General features: G+C 71.3%; 19 protein-coding genes. 10 read left to right on the plus strand and 9 right to left on the minus strand.

Annotation, left to right across the window (positions count from 1 at the left end; all coding sequences use genetic code 11):
* The 3 genes from OJ254_RS18865 to OJ254_RS18875 all read left to right on the plus strand — a co-directional run bounded on the left by OJ254_RS18865 (position 1) and on the right by OJ254_RS18875 (position 2,024).
* Entirely contained in the window at positions 1 to 1,299 is a 1,299-nt protein-coding gene (locus OJ254_RS18865) for an amidohydrolase family protein (RefSeq protein WP_265363261.1), read from the plus strand.
* Positions 1,300 to 1,389: 90 nt separating this feature from the next.
* Complete coding sequence (locus OJ254_RS18870; protein WP_265363262.1) at positions 1,390 to 1,617, plus strand: type II toxin-antitoxin system VapB family antitoxin; 228 nt, start codon at positions 1,390 to 1,392, stop codon at positions 1,615 to 1,617.
* On the plus strand, positions 1,614 to 2,024 hold the full coding sequence (locus OJ254_RS18875) for a PIN domain nuclease (RefSeq protein ID WP_265363263.1): 411 nt from the start codon (positions 1,614 to 1,616) through the stop codon (positions 2,022 to 2,024). The genes OJ254_RS18870 and OJ254_RS18875 overlap by 4 nt, the downstream gene beginning before the upstream one ends.
* Positions 2,025 to 2,060: 36 nt before the next feature.
* Here the strand turns inward: OJ254_RS18875 and OJ254_RS18880 are convergent, their stop codons facing one another.
* Positions 2,061 to 2,765, minus strand: coding sequence for a Type 1 glutamine amidotransferase-like domain-containing protein (locus tag OJ254_RS18880; RefSeq protein WP_265363264.1), 705 nt, complete (start codon positions 2,763 to 2,765; stop codon positions 2,061 to 2,063).
* Between the two features lie 100 nt (positions 2,766 to 2,865).
* On the opposite strand from OJ254_RS18880, the gene OJ254_RS18885 reads away from it, so the two are divergent.
* Positions 2,866 to 3,792 (plus strand): sterol desaturase family protein, encoded by a 927-nt coding sequence (locus tag OJ254_RS18885; RefSeq protein ID WP_265363265.1) that lies wholly within the window; start codon positions 2,866 to 2,868, stop codon positions 3,790 to 3,792.
* Complete coding sequence (locus OJ254_RS18890; protein ID WP_265363266.1) at positions 3,789 to 4,496, plus strand: lysoplasmalogenase; 708 nt, start codon at positions 3,789 to 3,791, stop codon at positions 4,494 to 4,496. Before OJ254_RS18885 ends, OJ254_RS18890 begins: the two co-directional genes overlap by 4 nt.
* Positions 4,497 to 4,547: 51 nt before the next feature.
* Here OJ254_RS18890 and OJ254_RS18895 read toward each other — a convergent pair whose 3' ends face one another.
* Together OJ254_RS18895 and OJ254_RS18900 are read right to left on the minus strand one after the other, a co-directional pair.
* Positions 4,548 to 6,059, minus strand: a complete 1,512-nt coding sequence (locus tag OJ254_RS18895; protein WP_265363267.1) for a S8 family serine peptidase — start codon at positions 6,057 to 6,059, stop codon at positions 4,548 to 4,550.
* A gap of 199 nt (positions 6,060 to 6,258) precedes the next feature.
* A complete protein-coding gene (locus OJ254_RS18900) occupies positions 6,259 to 6,456 on the minus strand; it encodes a hypothetical protein (protein ID WP_265363268.1) in 198 nt (65 codons plus the stop codon).
* Between the two features lie 222 nt (positions 6,457 to 6,678).
* On the opposite strand from OJ254_RS18900, the gene OJ254_RS18905 reads away from it, so the two are divergent.
* The 3 genes from OJ254_RS18905 (at position 6,679) to moaA (ending at position 9,819) form a co-directional block, all read left to right on the plus strand.
* A complete protein-coding gene (locus tag OJ254_RS18905; RefSeq protein ID WP_261952219.1) occupies positions 6,679 to 7,023 on the plus strand; it encodes a DUF485 domain-containing protein in 345 nt (114 codons plus the stop codon).
* The gene (locus tag OJ254_RS18910) at positions 7,020 to 8,648 is read left to right on the plus strand and encodes a solute symporter family protein (RefSeq protein WP_265363269.1); all 1,629 of its coding nucleotides are present in this window, start codon (positions 7,020 to 7,022) and stop codon (positions 8,646 to 8,648) included. Before OJ254_RS18905 ends, OJ254_RS18910 begins: the two co-directional genes overlap by 4 nt.
* Before the next feature lie 181 nt (positions 8,649 to 8,829).
* Positions 8,830 to 9,819, plus strand: a complete 990-nt coding sequence (gene moaA, locus OJ254_RS18915; protein ID WP_265363270.1) for a GTP 3',8-cyclase MoaA — start codon at positions 8,830 to 8,832, stop codon at positions 9,817 to 9,819.
* 36 nt (positions 9,820 to 9,855) lie between these two features.
* Here moaA and OJ254_RS18920 read toward each other — a convergent pair whose 3' ends face one another.
* The gene (locus OJ254_RS18920; RefSeq protein WP_265363271.1) at positions 9,856 to 10,092 is read right to left on the minus strand and encodes a hypothetical protein; all 237 of its coding nucleotides are present in this window, start codon (positions 10,090 to 10,092) and stop codon (positions 9,856 to 9,858) included.
* A 212-nt stretch (positions 10,093 to 10,304) separates the two neighbouring features.
* Positions 10,305 to 10,679, minus strand: a complete 375-nt coding sequence (locus tag OJ254_RS18925; protein ID WP_265365223.1) for a DUF3099 domain-containing protein — start codon at positions 10,677 to 10,679, stop codon at positions 10,305 to 10,307.
* Between the two features lie 206 nt (positions 10,680 to 10,885).
* On the opposite strand from OJ254_RS18925, the gene OJ254_RS18930 reads away from it, so the two are divergent.
* Positions 10,886 to 11,164 carry a GlsB/YeaQ/YmgE family stress response membrane protein gene (locus OJ254_RS18930; protein ID WP_265363272.1) on the plus strand — a complete coding sequence of 93 codons (279 nt, stop codon included), beginning with the start codon at positions 10,886 to 10,888 and terminating at the stop codon, positions 11,162 to 11,164.
* Positions 11,165 to 11,245: 81 nt separating this feature from the next.
* On the opposite strand, the gene tyrS is transcribed toward OJ254_RS18930, so the two are convergent.
* The 4 genes from tyrS to OJ254_RS18950 form a co-directional block, all read right to left on the minus strand.
* Positions 11,246 to 12,649 carry a tyrosine--tRNA ligase gene (gene tyrS / locus OJ254_RS18935; RefSeq protein ID WP_265363273.1) on the minus strand — a complete coding sequence of 468 codons (1,404 nt, stop codon included), beginning with the start codon at positions 12,647 to 12,649 and terminating at the stop codon, positions 11,246 to 11,248.
* Between the two features lie 144 nt (positions 12,650 to 12,793).
* Positions 12,794 to 14,245 carry a metallopeptidase TldD-related protein gene (locus tag OJ254_RS18940; RefSeq protein ID WP_265363274.1) on the minus strand — a complete coding sequence of 484 codons (1,452 nt, stop codon included), beginning with the start codon at positions 14,243 to 14,245 and terminating at the stop codon, positions 12,794 to 12,796.
* Between the two features lie 148 nt (positions 14,246 to 14,393).
* Positions 14,394 to 15,122 (minus strand): hypothetical protein, encoded by a 729-nt coding sequence (locus tag OJ254_RS18945; protein ID WP_265363275.1) that lies wholly within the window; start codon positions 15,120 to 15,122, stop codon positions 14,394 to 14,396.
* A 188-nt stretch (positions 15,123 to 15,310) separates the two neighbouring features.
* A complete protein-coding gene (locus tag OJ254_RS18950) occupies positions 15,311 to 16,894 on the minus strand; it encodes a TldD/PmbA family protein (RefSeq protein ID WP_265363276.1) in 1,584 nt (527 codons plus the stop codon).
* Positions 16,895 to 17,130: 236 nt separating this feature from the next.
* Between OJ254_RS18950 and fabG the strand changes: the two genes are divergently transcribed.
* Positions 17,131 to 17,835 carry a 3-oxoacyl-[acyl-carrier-protein] reductase gene (fabG, locus tag OJ254_RS18955; protein WP_030411678.1) on the plus strand — a complete coding sequence of 235 codons (705 nt, stop codon included), beginning with the start codon at positions 17,131 to 17,133 and terminating at the stop codon, positions 17,833 to 17,835.
* Positions 17,836 to 17,837 lie beyond the last annotated feature (2 nt).

Here is a 17,837-nt window from a genome sequence, read left to right on the forward strand (position 1 = left end):
ATGACGACGAACACCACGCCCACCACGACGACCACCGGCACGCGGGCCGAGGCGACGACCGAGGCGACGACCGAGGAGCGCTACACCGTCATCTCCGCCGACTGCCACGCCGGCGCCGACCTGCTCGACTACAAGCCGTACCTGGAGTCCCGCCACCACGACGCCTTCGACGCCTGGGCGGCGACCTACGTCAATCCGCACGAGGACCTGCTCGCCGACACCGCCGACCGCAACTGGAACTCCGCCCGCCGGCTCGCCGAACTGGAGGCCGACGGCATCGTCGCCGAGGTCGTCTTCCCCAACACCATCCCGCCGTTCTTCCCCAGCGCCTCCCTGATGGCGCCGCCGCCCACCGGGACCGAGTTCGAGCTGCGCTGGGCCGGCCTGCGGGCCCACAACCGCTGGCTGGCCGACTTCTGCGCCGAGGCCCCGGGCCGCCGGGCCGGCGTCGCCCAGATCCTCCTCAACGACGTCGAGCTGGCCGTACGGGAGGTCCGCCGCACCAAGGAGGCGGGGCTCACCGGCGGCATCATGCTCCCCGGCACCCCGCCCGGCTCCGGCCTCCCCGAACTCCACTCCGCGGCGTACGACCCCCTCTGGGCGGTCTGCGACGAGCTCCAGGTCCCGGTCAACCACCACGGCGGCTCGGCCTCCCCGCCGCTCGGCGACGAACCGGCCGCCCGCGCGGTCTTCATGGTCGAGACGACCTGGTTCTCGCACCGCGCCCTGTGGCACCTGATCTTCGGCGGCGCCTTCCGCCGCCACCCCGGCCTCCGGCTCGTCCTGACGGAACAGGGCTCCGGCTGGATCCCCGGCGTCCTGGACATGCTGGACTACTACCACGGCCGCCTGGTCGCCGCGGCGTCCCGGACCGGCACCACGGCGGAGTCCCGGTTCGGCGCGGGCCTCGCCGCCACCATGGACGACACCCCGGCCGCCGTCTGGCGCGACCACTGCTACGTCGGCGCCAGCTTCATGCGCCCGCACGAGGTCCCGCTGCGCCACCGCATCGGCCTCGACAAGATCATGTGGGGCAGCGACTACCCGCACGACGAGGGCACCCACCCCTACACCCGCGAGGCCCTCCGCCTCGCCTACGCGGACCTGCCCCCCGACGAGACCGCCGCCCTGCTCGCCACCAACGCCGCCCACGTCTACGGCTTCGACCTCGCCCACCTGGCCCCCATAGCCGCCCGCGTGGGCCCCACGATCTCCGAACTCTCCCACCCCCTGGACAAGATCCCCCCGACCGCCACCAGCCCGGCCTTCGCCCCGGGCGGGTCGGTACGGGTGTGGTGAGGGGCGGGGCGGTGGCTCTGGGAAAGGATCAGCCTCCGCCCGACGTATATACCTGCTAGCCTTTCGTATATACAACCTGAGGAGGCAGTCATGACCAAGATGCTCATCGACATCGACGAGGAGGCCCTGGCTGCCGCCCAGGAGGCCTTCGGTACCCACACGAAGAAGGACACCGTCAATACCGCGCTGACCGAGGGAGTCGCTCGCATACGGCGCGCCCAGGCCCTCGCCGAGTCGCGCCGGCTCGCGCAGGACGGTGCGATCGATCTCGATCTGCTCATGGACAAGCGTCACTACCGTCCCAGGCCGGGGCAGTGATCGCAGCCAAGTACCTCGCCGATACCTCGGCCGTCGCCCGTTTTCTGACCAGGGGAGCGGACCGCTACGGGTGGACCGAGCTGCTCCAGTCCGGCGTTGTCGGGCTGTGCGATCTGACGGAGCTGGAGATCGGCTTCAGTGCCAGGTCGAGCGCGGATCGCGAGGCCCTGCTGGGGGCGCTGTCCGGCTACTACGCCTGGTGTGCCGTCCCGGACGGCGCACATCGCAGGGCCCGTGAGGTCCAGCACGAGCTCACCCGCAGCGGACAGCATCGCAGTGCCGGCCCGGTGGACCTCGTGGTCGCCGCCACCGCGGAGCTCCTCGGGCTGACCCTGGTGCACTGCGACCGGGACTTCGAGGTCATCGCCGCGGTGAGCGGCCAGCCGACACACATGATCGGGCCCTGAGGTCCCGCCGTTCGGTATCCGGCCGTCGCCCCGCCGTCACCCGCCCAGCAGCCGCGCCTCCTCCGCCGTCTCGTGTGCCGTGCCGTCCGGGCCGGGGGTCACCCGGTGCAGGGTGGCGCCCGGGGTGCGGGTCACGACGTCCACCAGGCGGCCGGCGGAGAAGAGGCCCGCCGCGCCGTCGTCGACGGCCCAACCCGCGGGCAGGGAGCGGTCCTTGACGGCCGCCAGGTAGCCGGGACGGCGTTGCCGCTCGGTGTCGTAGTGCGGGCACAGGCTGCCCGGCAGCAGGCCCAGGCCGTCGGTGAGCGGGGCCGGCGGGCCGAACGAGTCGGAGAAGGCGCTCTCGAACCAGCAGCAGGCGCCCGCGCTGATGCCGCACAGCAGGACGCCGGCCGCGTACGCCTCGCGCAGCACCGCGTCCAGGCCGTGCAGCCGCCAGACGGCGAGCATGTTGGCGGTGTTGCCGCCGCCGACGTAGACGACGTCCTGCGCGAGGACGAACGCCCGCAGATCGGCCACGGTGCGGCGGAACAGCTCCAGGTGGCTGGTCTCGCAGTCCCGGGCGGCGAACGCCGTGTGGAACTTCTCGACGTAGCCGGGGGCGTCACCGCTGGCGGTGGGCAGGAAGCAGACCTTCGGCCGCGGCCGCCCGGTGGCGGCCAGGACGAAGTCGTCGAGCAGGGTGTCGGGGTCGTCGGAGAAACCGCCGCCGAGGACGGCGAGGGTGGGTGCGGTCGTCATGGGGCCTCACAGCGATCGTGGTCAGCTGACATCACGTCTCACATACTTCTGAGTAACAACCCCTAGCGGCACCCCCGTCCACGCCTTTATGGTGCGGGACATGCCGCACCTGCCCGATGTCGTGTTGTGGTCCGTACCGGCCTTCGTCCTGCTCACCGTCGTGGAGATGGTGAGCTACCGCCTGCATCCCGACGAGGACGCGGCGGGCTATGAGGCCAAGGACGCGGCCACCAGCGTCGGCATGGGGCTGGGGAGCCTGGTCTTCGACGCGCTGTGGAAGATACCCATCGTGGCGATCTACGCCGCGATCTACGAACTCACCCCGCTGCGCATCCCCGTGCTGTGGTGGACGCTGCCGCTGATGCTGCTCGTCCAGGACTTCTTCTACTACTGGTCGCACCGCGGCCACCACGTCATCCGGGTCCTGTGGGCCTGCCACGTGGTGCACCACTCCAGCGAGAAGTTCAACCTCACCACCGCCCTGCGCCAGCCCTGGACGACCTGGACCGTCTGGCCGTTCTACGTCCCGATGGTCGCGCTCGGCGTGCATCCGGCCGTGGTCGCCTTCACCTCCGGCGCCAACCTCGTCTACCAGTTCTGGGTGCACACCGAACGCGTCGGCAAACTGCCCCGCCCCTTCGAGTTCGTCCTCAACACCCCCTCCCACCACCGGGTCCACCACGCCTCCCAAGGCGGCTACCTGGACCGCAACTTCGGCGGGATCCTGATTATCTGGGACCGGATGTTCGGCTCGTTCGTCCCCGAGACCGAGCGGCCCGTCTACGGCCTGACCAAGAACATCGGGACCTACAACCCGCTGCGGGTGGCCACCCATGAGTACGCCGCCATCGCACGCGACGTGCGGGCCGCGGACAGCTGGGCCGAGCGTGCCGGGCGGATCTTCCGCGGCCCGGGCTGGTCGCCGGCCGCCGGGCGGTCCGGGACGGACGCCGCCCCCGCCCCGTCCCCCTCCCCGGCCCCCACCGCGACCTCCGCCGCCCCCTCCGTCGAGGAGACCGTCGCGTGACGCCCCGGTGGCCGGGGGCGGTCCGGCCCCTGCTGGCCGTGTTCGCCGTGCTCGCGGTCGTCCACCTCGGCGCGCTGCTCGCGGGCGCGAGCCTCGTCGACCACCTCACCAAGCCCGCCCTGATGCCGGTGCTCGCCGCGTACGTCCTCGCCCGCGGCGGTCCCGTACTGCTCGCCGGGGCGCTGCTGTTCGGCTGCGGCGGCGACACCTTCCTCCAGCTCGGCGGGCACGGCGGGGGAGTGGTCTTCCTGGTGGGGATGGGCTCGTTCGCCGCCGGGCACGTCTGCTACCTGCTGCTGTGCGGGCGCCACGGCTCCCCGCCGGGCGGCCGGGCCCGTACGGGCGCGTTCGCCGGCGGCTACGCCCTCGCACTGATCGCCACCGTCGCCCTGCTGTGGACCGACCTCCCGGCCGACCTGCGGATCCCGGTGGCCGGATACAGCCTGCTGCTCAGCGCGATGGCCTTCGGGGCGCTGCGGGCGGGCCCGTGGGCGGCGGCCGGCGGGCTGCTCTTCCTGCTCTCCGACACCCTGATCGCCTCCGGCATCGCCCACTGGCCGCAGCTGCCGGCCCCGCAGTTCTGGATCATGCTCACTTATACGGTGGCGCAGTTCGCCCTGGCCGAGGGCGTGTTCCGGGCGGCCGCGGAACGGCGAGGGGCCGGGCGCCGAAGCACCCGGCCCCCACAGCCGGTCACCGCCTGAAGCCGCCTCCCGGCCATGTCCTCCGGGGGCGCTTCGGCGACGCCGTCCCGGTTACTTCTTCACCGCGTCGAGCGCGTCGACGATCCCGTAACCGAAGTGGCTGTTGATGTGCTGCGTGCCGGTGCAGGTGGTGTCACCCGTGGGGCAGCCGGGGTTGTCCGCCTGCTCCTTGAGGAGCCACTGGATCTCCTGCGGGCTGGACTTGGGGTGGGCGCTCTTCAGGAGCGCCGCGACGCCCGCCACGTGCGGGGTGGCCATGGACGTACCCGCCAGATAGGCCCAGTCGCCGCCCGGCATCGTGGAGAGGATGTTGCCGTTCTTGGCCGGCAGGTCGGGCACCTGCCGGGAGTCGCCGCCCGGCGCGGCCACGTCGATCTGGCCCAGGCCGTAGTTGGAGTAGCCCGACTTGAGCTTCTGCACTCCGGTCGCCGCGACCGTCACCGTGCCCGGCAGCTGGGTGGGCACGTCCCAGCACGTCTTCGGGTTGATGGTGCGCTCGACGGGGGTGGAGTCGTTCGGGCTGGACGCGTCGGGCAGCTTCGGCGCCGCCAGGTCGAGGTCGGAGTTGCCTGCCGCGGCGACGTTGAGCACGCCCTTGCGCTGCGCGTAGCTCGCCGCCCGGCCGACCGCGTCAACGATGGCGGCCTGGTCGGCGTCATCCTTGCAGTTGAACATCCACGGGTCGACGTAGTAGCTGTTGTTGGTGACCTGGACGCCGTGGTCGGCCGCGAAGACGAAGGCGCACACCACGCTCTCGGCGTAGAACAGGCTGGTCTCCGGCTCGCTGACCTTGATGGCGGAGACCTTCACGCCCGGGGCGACGCCGGCCACCCCGACGCCGTTGCGGGCCGCGGCGATCGTGCCCGCGACGTGCGTGCCGTGGTAGTCGCTGGCCGGGTCCCAGGGCCGCCAGGCGCCCTTGGACGTATCGGCCACGCCGCCCACGCAGTTGGCGGACTGCTTGGCGGAGAAGTTGGGCTTCAGGTCCGGGTGGGTGTCGTCCACACCGGTGTCGATGACGGCGACGGTGACCTTCCGGCTGCCCGGGTTCACCTTCGCGGCCCGGTCGGCCTTGATGGCGGGGAGGTCCCACTGCAGCGGTTCGAGCGGCTCTTCGCCCTTCGCCTTCGCGGTCCGGCCGGCCGCCGCGAGCTGCGACGCGGAGAGGTGCACCTTCTGCGGCTTGCCGACGTCGGTGGTGCCCGACGCCTTCAGCGGCGCGGTACGGGTCGCACCCGCCGACGCCACGCCCGGCACGGCGCGCAGGGAGGCGGCGAACTGCGGATTGGCCGAGTGGACGACGATCACGCCGATGTTCTCGTGGGCGACGATCACCTTCCCGCCGGCCCGGGCTATCGCCTTCTCGACCTTGCCGACCGTCGCATGGTCGGGCGTGGTGTTGACGACGTACGACAGCAGCGGGCCGTCGGCCGAAGCCGCGGCGGCCGTGGCGTCCTGCGGCGCGGCGGTGGCCGCGGGGGAGAGGAAGCCGAGGGACGCCGTCAGAGCCAGCCCGAGCGGTACGGCCAGCGCCCGCATGCGTCTGGATCGGGGATGAGCCATGGGTACTCCACATCATCCGTGAGACCGCCCGCGCGCGGGTTTGCGCACGGGCGGGTGCAGTGAGACGTGAAGCTATCGGCGATCACTCGGGTGCAGCAATGGAATCCGGCGAAAAAACCGGGCGAAAACCGTACGACGGCAAAAGCGGTACGTCCTTGCGTGGACGGGGGTTTGACGTACCGTCACCCGCGCCGGGCGGTCAGTCGGTGCGGCGCAGGGTGGCGATGCTCAGCAGGGGCAGCGGGATCCGCCGGCCGTACCAGCGGCGCACGGCGGGGGCCGCACCCGGCCGCGGCTCCGACGGGACGGCGACGAGCGGCGCCGGCAGCCGGACGCTGCCGTAAGGGCGCCGACGGGGAGCGGAGGGCTGCGGGGCCTGCTGGGGCGGCGGGTTCACACCGGGCTCAACGAAGCGCCCCGCGCGCGGTGGCGGCCGGTGCGGCCATCCGCCGGATTTTTCCTCGGGGTTTCAACCAACGGCCCTCTGTCGGATCGGGTGCCACGGCTCTACCATGCGTGATCCACGTCACTTACGTGAGCTTTATCGTCGGCCTGGGCTGGCCCCCGCACAGCCACCGGACCGGCCCGGAACACCCGCCCCCTCGCGTCAGGAGATTCCGTGAGCGCCGCACCGACCATCGACCCGGGGACGCACGAGCCGCCCGACTACCAACAGGTGCAGTCGAGCGCGGAATTCGACGAACTCCGGCGCGCCCACCGCTCGTTCGCCTTCCCGCTCACCGTCGCCTTCGTCCTCTGGTACCTGGTGTACGTCGTGCTGTCGAGCTACGCCGGCGGCTTCATGGCCACCAGGGTCGCCGGCCACCTCAACGTCGCCTTCGTCCTCGGCCTGGCCCAGTTCGTCACCACCTTCCTCATCGCCTGGTGGTACTCCCGGCACGCCGCCCGCAAGCTCGACCCCAGGGCCGAGGCCATCAAGTCCCGCCTGGAGGCCGGCGCATGATCCTCCATCAGCAGCTGTCCGCCGTCCCGCTCGCGGCCGGCGGCGCGGGCGAGCACCGCCCCCTGATCATCACCCTCTTCGCCGTCTTCGTCGCCGCCACCCTCGGCCTCACCGTCTGGGCCGGCCGGCAGACCAAGGGCACGGAGGACTTCTACGCCGGCGGCCGCCAGTTCAGCGGCTTCCAGAACGGCCTGGCCATCTCCGGCGACTACATGTCCGCCGCGTCCTTCCTCGGCATCGCCGGCGCCATCGCCCTCTTCGGCTACGACGGCTTCCTGTACTCCATCGGCTTCCTCGTCGCCTGGCTCGTCGCGCTGCTCCTGGTGGCCGAACCGCTGCGCAACTCCGGCCGGTTCACCATGGGCGACGTCCTCGCCTACCGGATGCGCCAGCGCCCGGTCCGCACCGCCGCGGGCACCTCGACCATCGTCGTCTCGATCTTCTACCTGCTCGCCCAGATGGCGGGCGCCGGGGCGCTGGTCACCCTGCTGCTGGGGATCACCAGCGAGGCCGGCAAGGTCCTGGTCGTCGTCCTCGTCGGCATCGTGATGATCCTCTACGTCACCATCGGCGGGATGAAGGGCACCACCTGGGTCCAGATGATCAAGGCGGTGCTGCTGATCGCCGGCACCCTGCTGATCACGTTCCTGGTGGCGCTGAAGTTCCACTTCAACATCTCGTCGCTGCTCGGCGCCGCGGCGGAGAACAGCGGCAAGGGCGCCGCCTTCCTGGAACCCGGCCTCAAATACGGCGCCACCGCCACCTCGAAGATCGACTTCATCTCGCTGGGCCTGGCGCTCGTCCTGGGCACCGCCGGACTGCCGCACATCCTCATCCGCTTCTACACGGTCCCCACCGCCAAGGCCGCCCGGAAATCCGTGAACTGGGCGATCGGCATCATCGGCGTCTTCTACCTGATGACCATCGCGCTCGGCTTCGGCGCCGCGGCCCTGATCAAGCCCGCGGACATCGAGAAGCCGGGCAACACCGCCGCCCCGCAGCTCGCCGAGGTCATCGGCGGCGGCGCCGGCTCCACCGGCGGCGCCGTCCTGCTCGCCCTCATCTCCGCGGTCGCCTTCGCCACCATCCTCGCCGTCGTCGCCGGCCTCACCCTCGCCTCCTCCTCGTCCTTCGCCCACGACATCTACGTCAACGTCCTGCGCAAGGGCGAGGCCACCGAGAAGGAGGAGGTCGGCGCGGCCCGCTGGGCGACCGTCGGGATCGGCGCGGTCGCCATCGTGCTGGGCGTCTTCGCCCGCGGACTGAACGTCGCCGGCCTGGTCGCGCTGGCCTTCGCGGTCGCCGCCTCCGCCAACCTCCCCACGCTCCTCTACAGCCTGTTCTGGAAGCGCTTCACCACCCAGGGCGCGCTGTGGTCCATCTACGGCGGCCTGGCCTCCTCCGTTCTGCTGGTGCTCTTCTCGCCCGTCGTCTCCGGCAAGGAGACCTCGATGTTCCCCGGCGCCCACTTCGCCGTCTTCCCGCTGGAGAACCCCGGCTTGATCTCCATCCCGCTGGGCTTCCTGCTCGGCTGGCTCGGCTCCCTGCTCTCCAAGGAGGAACCGGACGCCGAGAAGTACGCCGAACTGGAGGTCCGCTCCCTGACCGGCACCGGAGCGCACTGAGCGCCCCTGAGCCATCCGTACAGGACCCGGGCGGGGCGGCGTCGTAGGGATCTACGATGCCGCCCCGCCCACCTCGTGCTTCTCATCTCTGCTCACTGTCGGACCCATCGCGTAGGCTCGAAGACGTACTGATCCACCAGCGGACGACGTACCGGTCCGTCGCTCTCGGGGAGGGGGCCCTGTGCTCATCGACACTTACGGCCGTGTGGCCACCGATCTGCGGGTTTCGCTCACCGACCGGTGCAATCTGCGATGTACGTACTGCATGCCGGAAGAGGGGCTGCAGTGGCTCGCCAAGCCGGACCTGCTCACCGACGACGAAATCGTCCGGCTGATCACGATCGCGGTCCGCGACCTGGGCATCGAAGAGGTCCGCTTCACCGGCGGCGAACCCCTGCTCCGCCCCGGCCTGGTCGGCATCGTCGAGCGGGTCGCCGCCCTCACCCCGCGCCCCCAGATGTCGCTGACCACCAACGGCATCGGCCTGCAGCGCACCGCCCGGGCCCTGCGCGACGCCGGCCTGGACCGCGTCAACGTCTCCCTGGACACCCTCCGCCCGGACGTCTTCCAGGCCCTCACCCGCCGCAAGCGGCACGACGACGTGCTGGACGGCCTGGCCGCGGCCCGCGAAGCCGGGCTCACCCCGGTGAAGGTCAACACCGTCCTGATGCCCGGGCTCAACGACGACGAGGCCCCCGACCTGCTCGCCTGGGCCATCGCCCAGGACTACGAACTCCGCTTCATCGAGCAGATGCCGCTCGACGCCCAGCACGGCTGGAAGCGTGACGGAATGATCACCGCCGGTGACATCCTCGCCTCGCTGCGCACCCGCTTCGAGCTCACCGCCGAGGGCCAGGAGGCCCGCGGCGCCGCACCCGCCGAGCGCTGGCTCGTCGACGGCGGACCGCACCGCGTCGGCGTCATCGCCTCCGTCACCCGCCCGTTCTGCCGCGCCTGCGACCGCACCCGGCTCACCGCCGACGGCCAGATCCGGACCTGCCTGTTCGCCACCGAGGAGACCGACCTGCGCGGCGCGCTGCGCTCCGGGGCGCCGGACGACGAGATAGCCCGGATATGGAAGCTCGCGATGTGGGGCAAGAAGGCGGGCTCCGGCCTGGACGACCCGTCCTTCCTCCAGCCCGACCGCCCGATGTCCGCGATCGGCGGCTGATCCGCGGCGGCTGATCCGGAAGCGGCGCCCGGGCCGTCAGCGCCCGCCCGCCGAGGCCTCCCACTCCTCCAGCGCCACCACGTCTTTGAGGAACCCGCGCACGCCGAGGAACTGCGACAGATGCTCCCGGTGCTCCTCGCACGCCAGCCAGGTCTTGCGACGGTCCGGAGTGTGCAGCTTCGGGTTGTTCCACGCCAGCACCCACACGGCGTCGGCCCGGCAGCCCTTGGCCGAACAGATGGTGACATTCTCGGCGGAGTTCGGGGAGTTCACGCCTCAACCCTACGTCCGCCCGCGGCGGCCCCGGACCCGGCCGCGGACATGACGACGCCGGGCAGCCACGGGGGGAGCCGCCCGGCGTCGGTCCGTCGCTCCGACGGGGGATGCGGAGCGCGTACGCAGTATGTCACGGGGAATGGTGCGCAGTGCACCGGAACTCCATGATTGATCTGAGCTTTTCTTGAGCTTTGCAGACCGGTAAGTGATCAGCCGAGGTCGGAGTCGGATGCCGACGTGCCCGCCGCGGGCCGTTCCGGAACGGAATCCGACGTACCGTCGGTCGGCCCCGGCGTCAGCATCGGCCGGCTCGGCCCCGCCACGAACGTCTTCGGCAGCGAAGGGACGTTCTCCCGGCCCGCGTTGGCGATCACCACCGCGATGTACGGCAGCGCCATGCCCAGCACCAGCGTCGCGATGGCGACCGGCCGCTCGACGTTCCACAGCACGACGGTCAGCAGCACCGCCACGGTCCGCACGCCCATCGAGATCACGTACCGGCGCTGCCGGCCGCGCACGTCCTCGGTCAGCCCCTGCCGGGCCCCGGTGATCCGGAAGGTCTGGCCGCTGCTCTGCTTCCGCACCACGTTTCCACCACCTGCTCGGTTCCGCCGGAATTCACCCCGGTTTCCGGTCGGATTCCACGGTACGCCCAGGCTGCGCCGCATTCGAGACCGGGTCCCGCCCGCGCGGCCCGGCTCCGGCGTGCGCGGCGGCCGGGGCGGAGCGACACTGGCGGGGCGACCCGCACGTGCGACCCCATGTGCACCGCGCCGTCAGAGGAGGCGACATGACGTGGTTGTGGGCCATCATCGTGGGCTTGGTCCTGGGCCTCATCGCCAAGGCCATCATCCCGGGCAAGCAGCAGATCCCGCTGTGGCTGACCATCATCTTCGGCATGCTGGGCAGCGTCCTCGGGAACTGGGCGGCCACCGGTCTCGGGGTCAACGAGACCAAGGGCATCGACTGGGTCCGCCACCTGCTGCAACTGGCGGGCGCGGTCATCATCGTCGCCATCGGTGACCGGCTGTGGGTCTCCCTGCGCGGCCATCGCAGACACGCGACCTGAGAAGAACCCGAGAGGAACGACGGAAACACCGGGGCGGCCGGCGCGCACCATGCGCACCGGCCGCCCCGTCGTACGGCTTCCTCAGCGGCCCTGGAGGTGGGCCAGCTTCCGCCCCGCCTTGAGGTACGCGTCCCCGGTCGCGTCCGCGAGCTTCTCGGCCAGCACCTCGCCCAGCGGACGGATCGCGTCGGCCTCCGCCAGCACCACCGTCTGCTGACCGTCCTCGCCCTCCACGACCAGCCGCAGCGCGTTCTGCTTGGCCAGCCGCCGGGCCGCCGAGGCGCTCGGCGTGAACTCCAGCACCTTGCTCAGCACCGTCGCCACCGTCTCCGCGCCGTGCTCGCCGACCTCGACGACCGGCAGCGACTCCACGTCGGAGAACGACTTCTTGGAGAACTGCGCGACGAACCCGGCCCGCGCCGCCATCGCCGCGTCCAGGCCGTACAGCGCCGTCACGACCTCACCCGCGAGGATCTTCTTCAGGTCCATCGGGTGCAGCGAGCGGTCCGAGACCCGGCCCAGGGCGAGCGCGATCTCCTCGTCCGTCCACTCCGTCCAGGCCTTCAGGTACGGCTCCATCAGCCGGTCCGGCACCGACATGATCTTGCCGAAGACGTCGTCGGCGGGCGCGCTCAGCCCGACGTAATTGCCCTTGGACTTGGACATCTTGGCGCCCGTGCCGTCCGTGCCCTCGATCAGCGGCATGGTCACCACCAGCTGCGGCCGCTGCCCGCGCAGCTCCATCAGCTTCCGGCCCATCTGCAGATTGAGCAGCTGGTCCGAACCGCCCAGCTCCACGTCGCACTCCAGCGCCACCGAGTCCAGGCCCTGCGCGATCGGGTACAGCAGCTCGGTCATGGTCAGACCCGAGCCGGCCGCGAGCCGGTTGCGGAAGTCCTCGCGCTGCAGCAGCTGCGAGGCCGGCACCTGCGCGAGCAGCGACAGCAGCTCGGGGAAGGTGTACGGCGCCAGCCACTCGCTGTTCTGCCGGAAGCTGACCTTCTCGAAGTCGAAGAACGGGCGGACCTGTTCGCGGTACGTCGCGAGGTTGTGCGCGATGTCCTCGTCGGTCAGCGGCGGCCGCTCGGCCGTACGGCCCGACGGGTCACCGATCTTGGCGGTGAAGTCACCGATGATCAGCGTGACGTCATGGCCCAGCCGCTGGAACCGGCTCAGCACGATCAGCGGCACCGCATGCCCCAGGTGCACATCGGTCGCCGTCGGGTCGATGCCCAGCTTGATGTGCAGCCCCTCGCCGGCCGCCCGGCGCTCCTCGATCCGCTCGGCCAGCTGCTCCACACCCGGCAGCACCTCGACCGTACGGGCCGCAATCAGCTCGGCCTGCTCCTTGGCGGGCAGGTCCGTCAGGTCGAGATAGCGCCGCGCGCCCGTCTCCTGGAGCAGCTCCCGGACCGTGGCGTCCGAGGAGAGGTCGGTGGAGAGCAGCGTGCTGGCGCGGGCGACGGATTCGCCGAGGCGTGTCATGGCGTCCCTGATCGATCGTGGTTCCCGAAACGGGAGGACAGGGGCACAGTCTATTCGCCCCCTGTGACACTCCCGCTGCTGCGCCCGCGCGCCCGCCCGGTCGCCCGCCCACACCCCCGCTCGCGGCAGACCTTCCGGCCCGCCTCACACCCCCCGGCTCACCGAGCTCATGTTGAAGTCGGGGACGCGCAGCGCCGGCATCGCCGCCCGGGTGAAGTAGTCGCTCCACTCCCGCGGCAGGGTCCGCTCCGTACGGCCCGCCTCCACCGCCCGGGACAGCAGGTCCACCGGCGACTCGTTGAACCGGAAGTTGTTGACCTCCCCGGTCACCTCGCCGTTCTCGACCAGATAGACGCCGTCCCGGGTCAGCCCGGTCAGCAGCAGCGTCGCCGGGTCCACCTCGCGGATGTACCACAGGCAGGTCAGCAGCAGCGCCGGCCCGTCGTGCCCGGCGGACGCCACCATCTCCTCCAGCGAGCGCGAACCACCGCCCTCCAGAAGGAGGTTGTCGACACCGGGCGCCACCGGAAGGCCGGTCAGCCCGGCGCTGTGCCGGGTGCTGACCAGCCGGTTCAGCACGCCCTCCCGCACCCACTCGGTCGCCGCGAGCGGCAGCCCGTTGTCGAAGACCGACGCGTCGTCCCCCGAGGAGTGCGCCAGCACGAACGGCGCGCACTCCAGGCCGGGCGCCCGCGGGTCGCTGCGCAGGGTCAGCGGCAGCTCGCTCAGCCGCTCACCGATCCGGGTGCGGTCCGCCGGCCGGTCCGCCGGCCCGCCCTCGCCCTCGGCCGGCCGGGAGAAGACCGTACGGCCCTCCGCGGCGTCCCGGGCCCCGGCGGACCACATCTGGTAGATCAGCAGGTCGGCCACGGCGGTCGGCGGCAGCAGCGTCTCGTACCGCCCGGCGGGCAGCTCCACCCGCCGCTCCGCCCAGGCCAGCCGCCGGCCCAGCTCGGCGTCCAGCTCCCGCGGGTCGACGTCGGTGAAGTCGCGGGTCGCCCGCCCGGCCCAGGCCGAACGGGGGGAGGCCGCCGCACCGGGGTCCGCCGCCTTGGCGTTCAGCTCCAGCGTCCCGGTCGGCTGGTCGTGCCGCAGCCGCAGCCCGGCCGAGGTGCCCAGGTACGACGAGACCACGCCGTGCTGCGCGAAGCCGTACAGTTCGCGCCCGGCCGCCCGGGCCTGCTGGAAGGCCTCACCCAGCGCCGGGGCGAACGCCGCGAACACCTCCGAGGAGGTCTCGGCCGGCGCGTCGGTGAAGTCCGCCGACGCCTTCTCGCCGCCGACCAGCGGCTGGGCGTCCTCGGCCGGACCGGCGTCCCGCGCCGCCGCCTCCGCCGCCCGCACCAGCGGCTCCAGCTCGTCCGCGGTCACCGCCGAGCGCGAGACGACCCCGGAGGCGGTGCCCTCCGCGCCGTTCACGGTGGCCACCACCGTCAGGGTCCGCCCCCGGGCGACGCCGTTGGTGGTGAGCGCGTTGCGCGCCCAGCGCAGATTGGCGTCCGAGTGCTCGTCGGCGATGACCACGCACCCGTCGGCGCGGGACAACTCCAGGGCCTGCTCGACGATCTCGTGCGGCGCAGTGGTACGACGGCTCATCGACCGGCCTCCTGAATGGTGGTCACGACGCTGACGCCCTCGAAGAGGGCCGACGCACACCCGAGCTTATCGACCGGTCCGCGCGCTGCCAGGGGGCAGTGACCGGGGGAGTCGCGTCACGGACTTCAGCGTGGGGGAGGCACCCCGCTCAGTACGACGCGCCACTCTCAAGACGGCTCAGCATGAGCGAAAGGGCGCTGCTCGCGTCGGTGCGGTTCTGCTCCTGTGTCCCCGATTCCCCTCGGTCCACCTCGGTGTGCAGGACGAATTTGCCCTTACGGCCGGTGAGGTACGTGTAATAATCGTCGATCTTGTTCCCATTTTCATCCGAGACCTGGTGGCCTTCCTCGGCCACCACTTCATCAAAGCCGTTCAGGCCTGGAATCTTGATCTCGTGGATACCCTCGATCCGTGATTTCCCCGAGCTTTGCGTGGGGCATCGCTGCAGGGCCTCGCGCTGCTCGGAAGCGCTGTACTGGGCCGGCTCCGGGGCCTTGTAGACGGTGGTCCACGAGACGGCGCTGACCGTCTTGCCCGACGTTTTGGACCAGCGCGTCAGGGTGGCGAACGCGTCCTTGATCGGCTGGATCGACCAGTTGCAGTTCTGGTCGACGACATTTTGGGTCAGATCGCTGTTCTCATAGGGGGAATCCGCCACATACCCGCTGCCCCAGTCCGCGGGCTTCAGCGTCACGCGTTTGACGACGGCGCCGGCGGCAGCGGGTGAATCGACGCTCGGAATGCTGGAGGGTTCTCCGGAATTCGCGCCGGGAGCGGGAGTACTGCCCGAAGGATTTCCACCCCCGTTGCCGGCGGTGGAAGCGAAGGCGATCGCGACCCCGATCGCGACGACGGCGATGGCGGTGCCGATGAGCACGGGCGGAGTGCGCCACCAGGGGCGTCGAGGGGGCGGGGTGCCGGGCGCCGGGGTGTGCCCGGGCAGCGGGCCGCTCGGAGGTCCCGCGGGCGGGCCGGTCGGTGGTGGGGAGTTCACGTGGCTCATCTACCACCGGTGGCGCGGACGCCCTGGCGCCGGGCACGAATTCACCTGACTGACGGCACCCGTCAGGCGCGGCCCGCCTCGCTCGACGTGTTCAGGATGTTCACGTTCCGGAACAGCGCGGACGGGCACCCGTGCGACACCGCCGCGACCTGTCCCGGCTGGGCCTTTCCGCAATTGAAGGCCCCTCCCAGGACGTACGTCTGAGGCCCTCCGATCGCCGCCATGGACCCCCAGAACTCCGGGGTGATTCCCTGGTAGGCGACGTCCCGGAGCTGCCCGCAAAGGCGCCCGTCCCGGATCGCGTATGCCCTCTGCTGGGTGAATTGGAAGTTGTACCGCTGCATGTCGATCGACCACGAGCGGTCGCCCACCACGTAGATGCCACGCTCCACGCCGGCGATCAGCTCCTCGGTGGACGGTCCGCCGGGTGCCGGCTGCAGGGACACGTTCGCCATCCGCTGCACCGGGACGTGGCCCGGCGAGTCCGCGTAGGCGCACCCGTTGGAACGCGCGAAACCGGTCAACTTGGCGATCCTGCGGTCGAGTTGGTAGCCGACCAGGGTGCCGTCCCGGACCAGGTCCCAGGACTGCGCGGCCACCCCCTCGTCGTCGTAGCCGATCGTGGCGAGGCCGTGCTCGGCGGTGCGGTCACCGGTCACGTTCATCAGCGGCGAGCCGTACGCCAGCTTCCCGAGCTGGTCGAAGGTGGCGAACGAGGTGCCGGCGTACGCCGCCTCGTAGCCCAGCGCCCGGTCCAGCTCGGTCGCGTGCCCGACCGACTCGTGGATCGTCAGCCACAGGTTGGACGGATCCACCACCAGGTCGTAGCGGCCGGGCTCGACGCTGGGCGCGCACATCTTCTGGGCGAGGTGCTCCGGCATCCGGGCGAGCTCCTCGTCCCAGTCCCAGTGGCCGCCGGTCAGGTACTCCCAGCCGCGGCCCACCGGCGGGGCCAGGGTGCGCATCGAGTCGAAGTCACCGCTGTCGGGGTCCACCGCGACCGCGGTCAGCTGCGGGTGCAGCCGGACCCGCTGCTGGGTGGTGCTGGTGCCCGCGGTGTCCGCGTAGAACTTGTTCTCCTGGACGGTCATCAGCGAGGCGTCCGCGTGGGCCACGCCGTCGGCGGCCAGCAGCCGGGAGCTCCACTCCGCCAGCAGCTCCGTCTTGTCGGCGTCCGGCACGTCGAACGGGTTGATCTCGTACGAGGACACCCACGTACGGTCCGGATACGCGGGCTCCTCCGCCAGCTCCACACGGCCGCCCGTCTCCCACCACTGCCCGTCGCCGGAAGCGCCTCGCGCTGCCCCTTCCGGTCCCGCCGCCTTGATGACCTTCGCCGAGAGCTTCGCCATCGCCACCGCCTGCGCGGCCACCCGCGCCGCGGCGTCCATGGTCAGGTCCACCCCGGAGGCGAACCCCCAGGCCCCGTCGTGCACCACCCGGACCGCGTACCCCAGGTCGGTGGTGTCGGAGGTCCCGGCCGTCCGGGCGTCCCGGAGTCGCCAGGACGCCTCGCGGATCCGTTCCAGGCGGAAGTCCGCGTGTGTGGCGCCCAGGGCGCGGGCCCGGGCCAGCGCGGCGTCGGCCAGCGCGCGCAGCGGCAGCGCCAGGAACGATGCGTCGAGGGCATGGGGTGCAGCGGCCAAGGCGTCCTCCCGTAGTCGGCGCCTGCATCATGCCTTGTGGCGGGCGCGCGGCCCAGAGGACCCGGGGGTGTGGCACGGCGCGTCGGCCACCGTGGGTGGTGGTTCGGTGGTGGTTCTGTGGGGACCCGACAGAGCGCGGCGCGCGCGCCTGTCCGTGCTCGATTCCCCGGAAGGGCCCCGTGACCGATAGTTTCGTATCGAACGCAGGACGGACAGGAAACGGAAAGGGTGATCTCTTGAGCCGCTCGGTTCTGGTCACCGGAGGTAACCGCGGCATCGGTCTCGCCATTGCCCGGTCCTTCGCCGAGGCAGGCGACAAGGTCGCCATCACCTACCGCTCGGGCGAGCCGCCCGCGGGATTTTTGGCCGTGAAGTGCGACATCACGGACAGCGAGCAGGTCGAGCAGGCATACAAGGAGATCGAGGAGAAGCACGGTCCGGTCGAGGTGCTGGTGGCGAACGCCGGCGTCACCCGTGACCAGCTGCTGATGCGGATGTCCGAGGAGGACTTCACCTCGGTCCTGGAGACCAACCTCACCGGCACGTTCCGGGTGGTCAAGCGCGCCAACCGCGCGATGCTGCGGGCCCGCAAGGGACGGATCGTGCTGATCTCGTCCGTGGTGGGTCTGATGGGCGGCGCGGGCCAGGCGAACTACGCCGCCTCCAAGGCCGGTCTGGTCGGTTTCGCCCGCTCGCTCGCGCGCGAGCTGGGCAGCCGCAACATCACCGTCAACGTCGTCGCGCCGGGCTTCGTCGACACCGACATGACCCGGGTGCTCACCGACGAGCAGCGGGAGAACATCGTCAAGCAGGTACCGCTCGCGCGCTACGCGCAGCCCGAGGAGGTCGCCTCCTCGGTCCGCTTCCTGGCCTCCGACGAGGCCGCTTACATCACCGGAGCCGTCATTCCCGTCGACGGCGGATTGGGCATGGGTCACTGATC

The organism is Streptomyces endophytica, from assembly GCF_026153355.1.
In the GTDB taxonomy this organism is placed as follows: domain Bacteria; phylum Actinomycetota; class Actinomycetes; order Streptomycetales; family Streptomycetaceae; genus Streptomyces; species Streptomyces endophytica.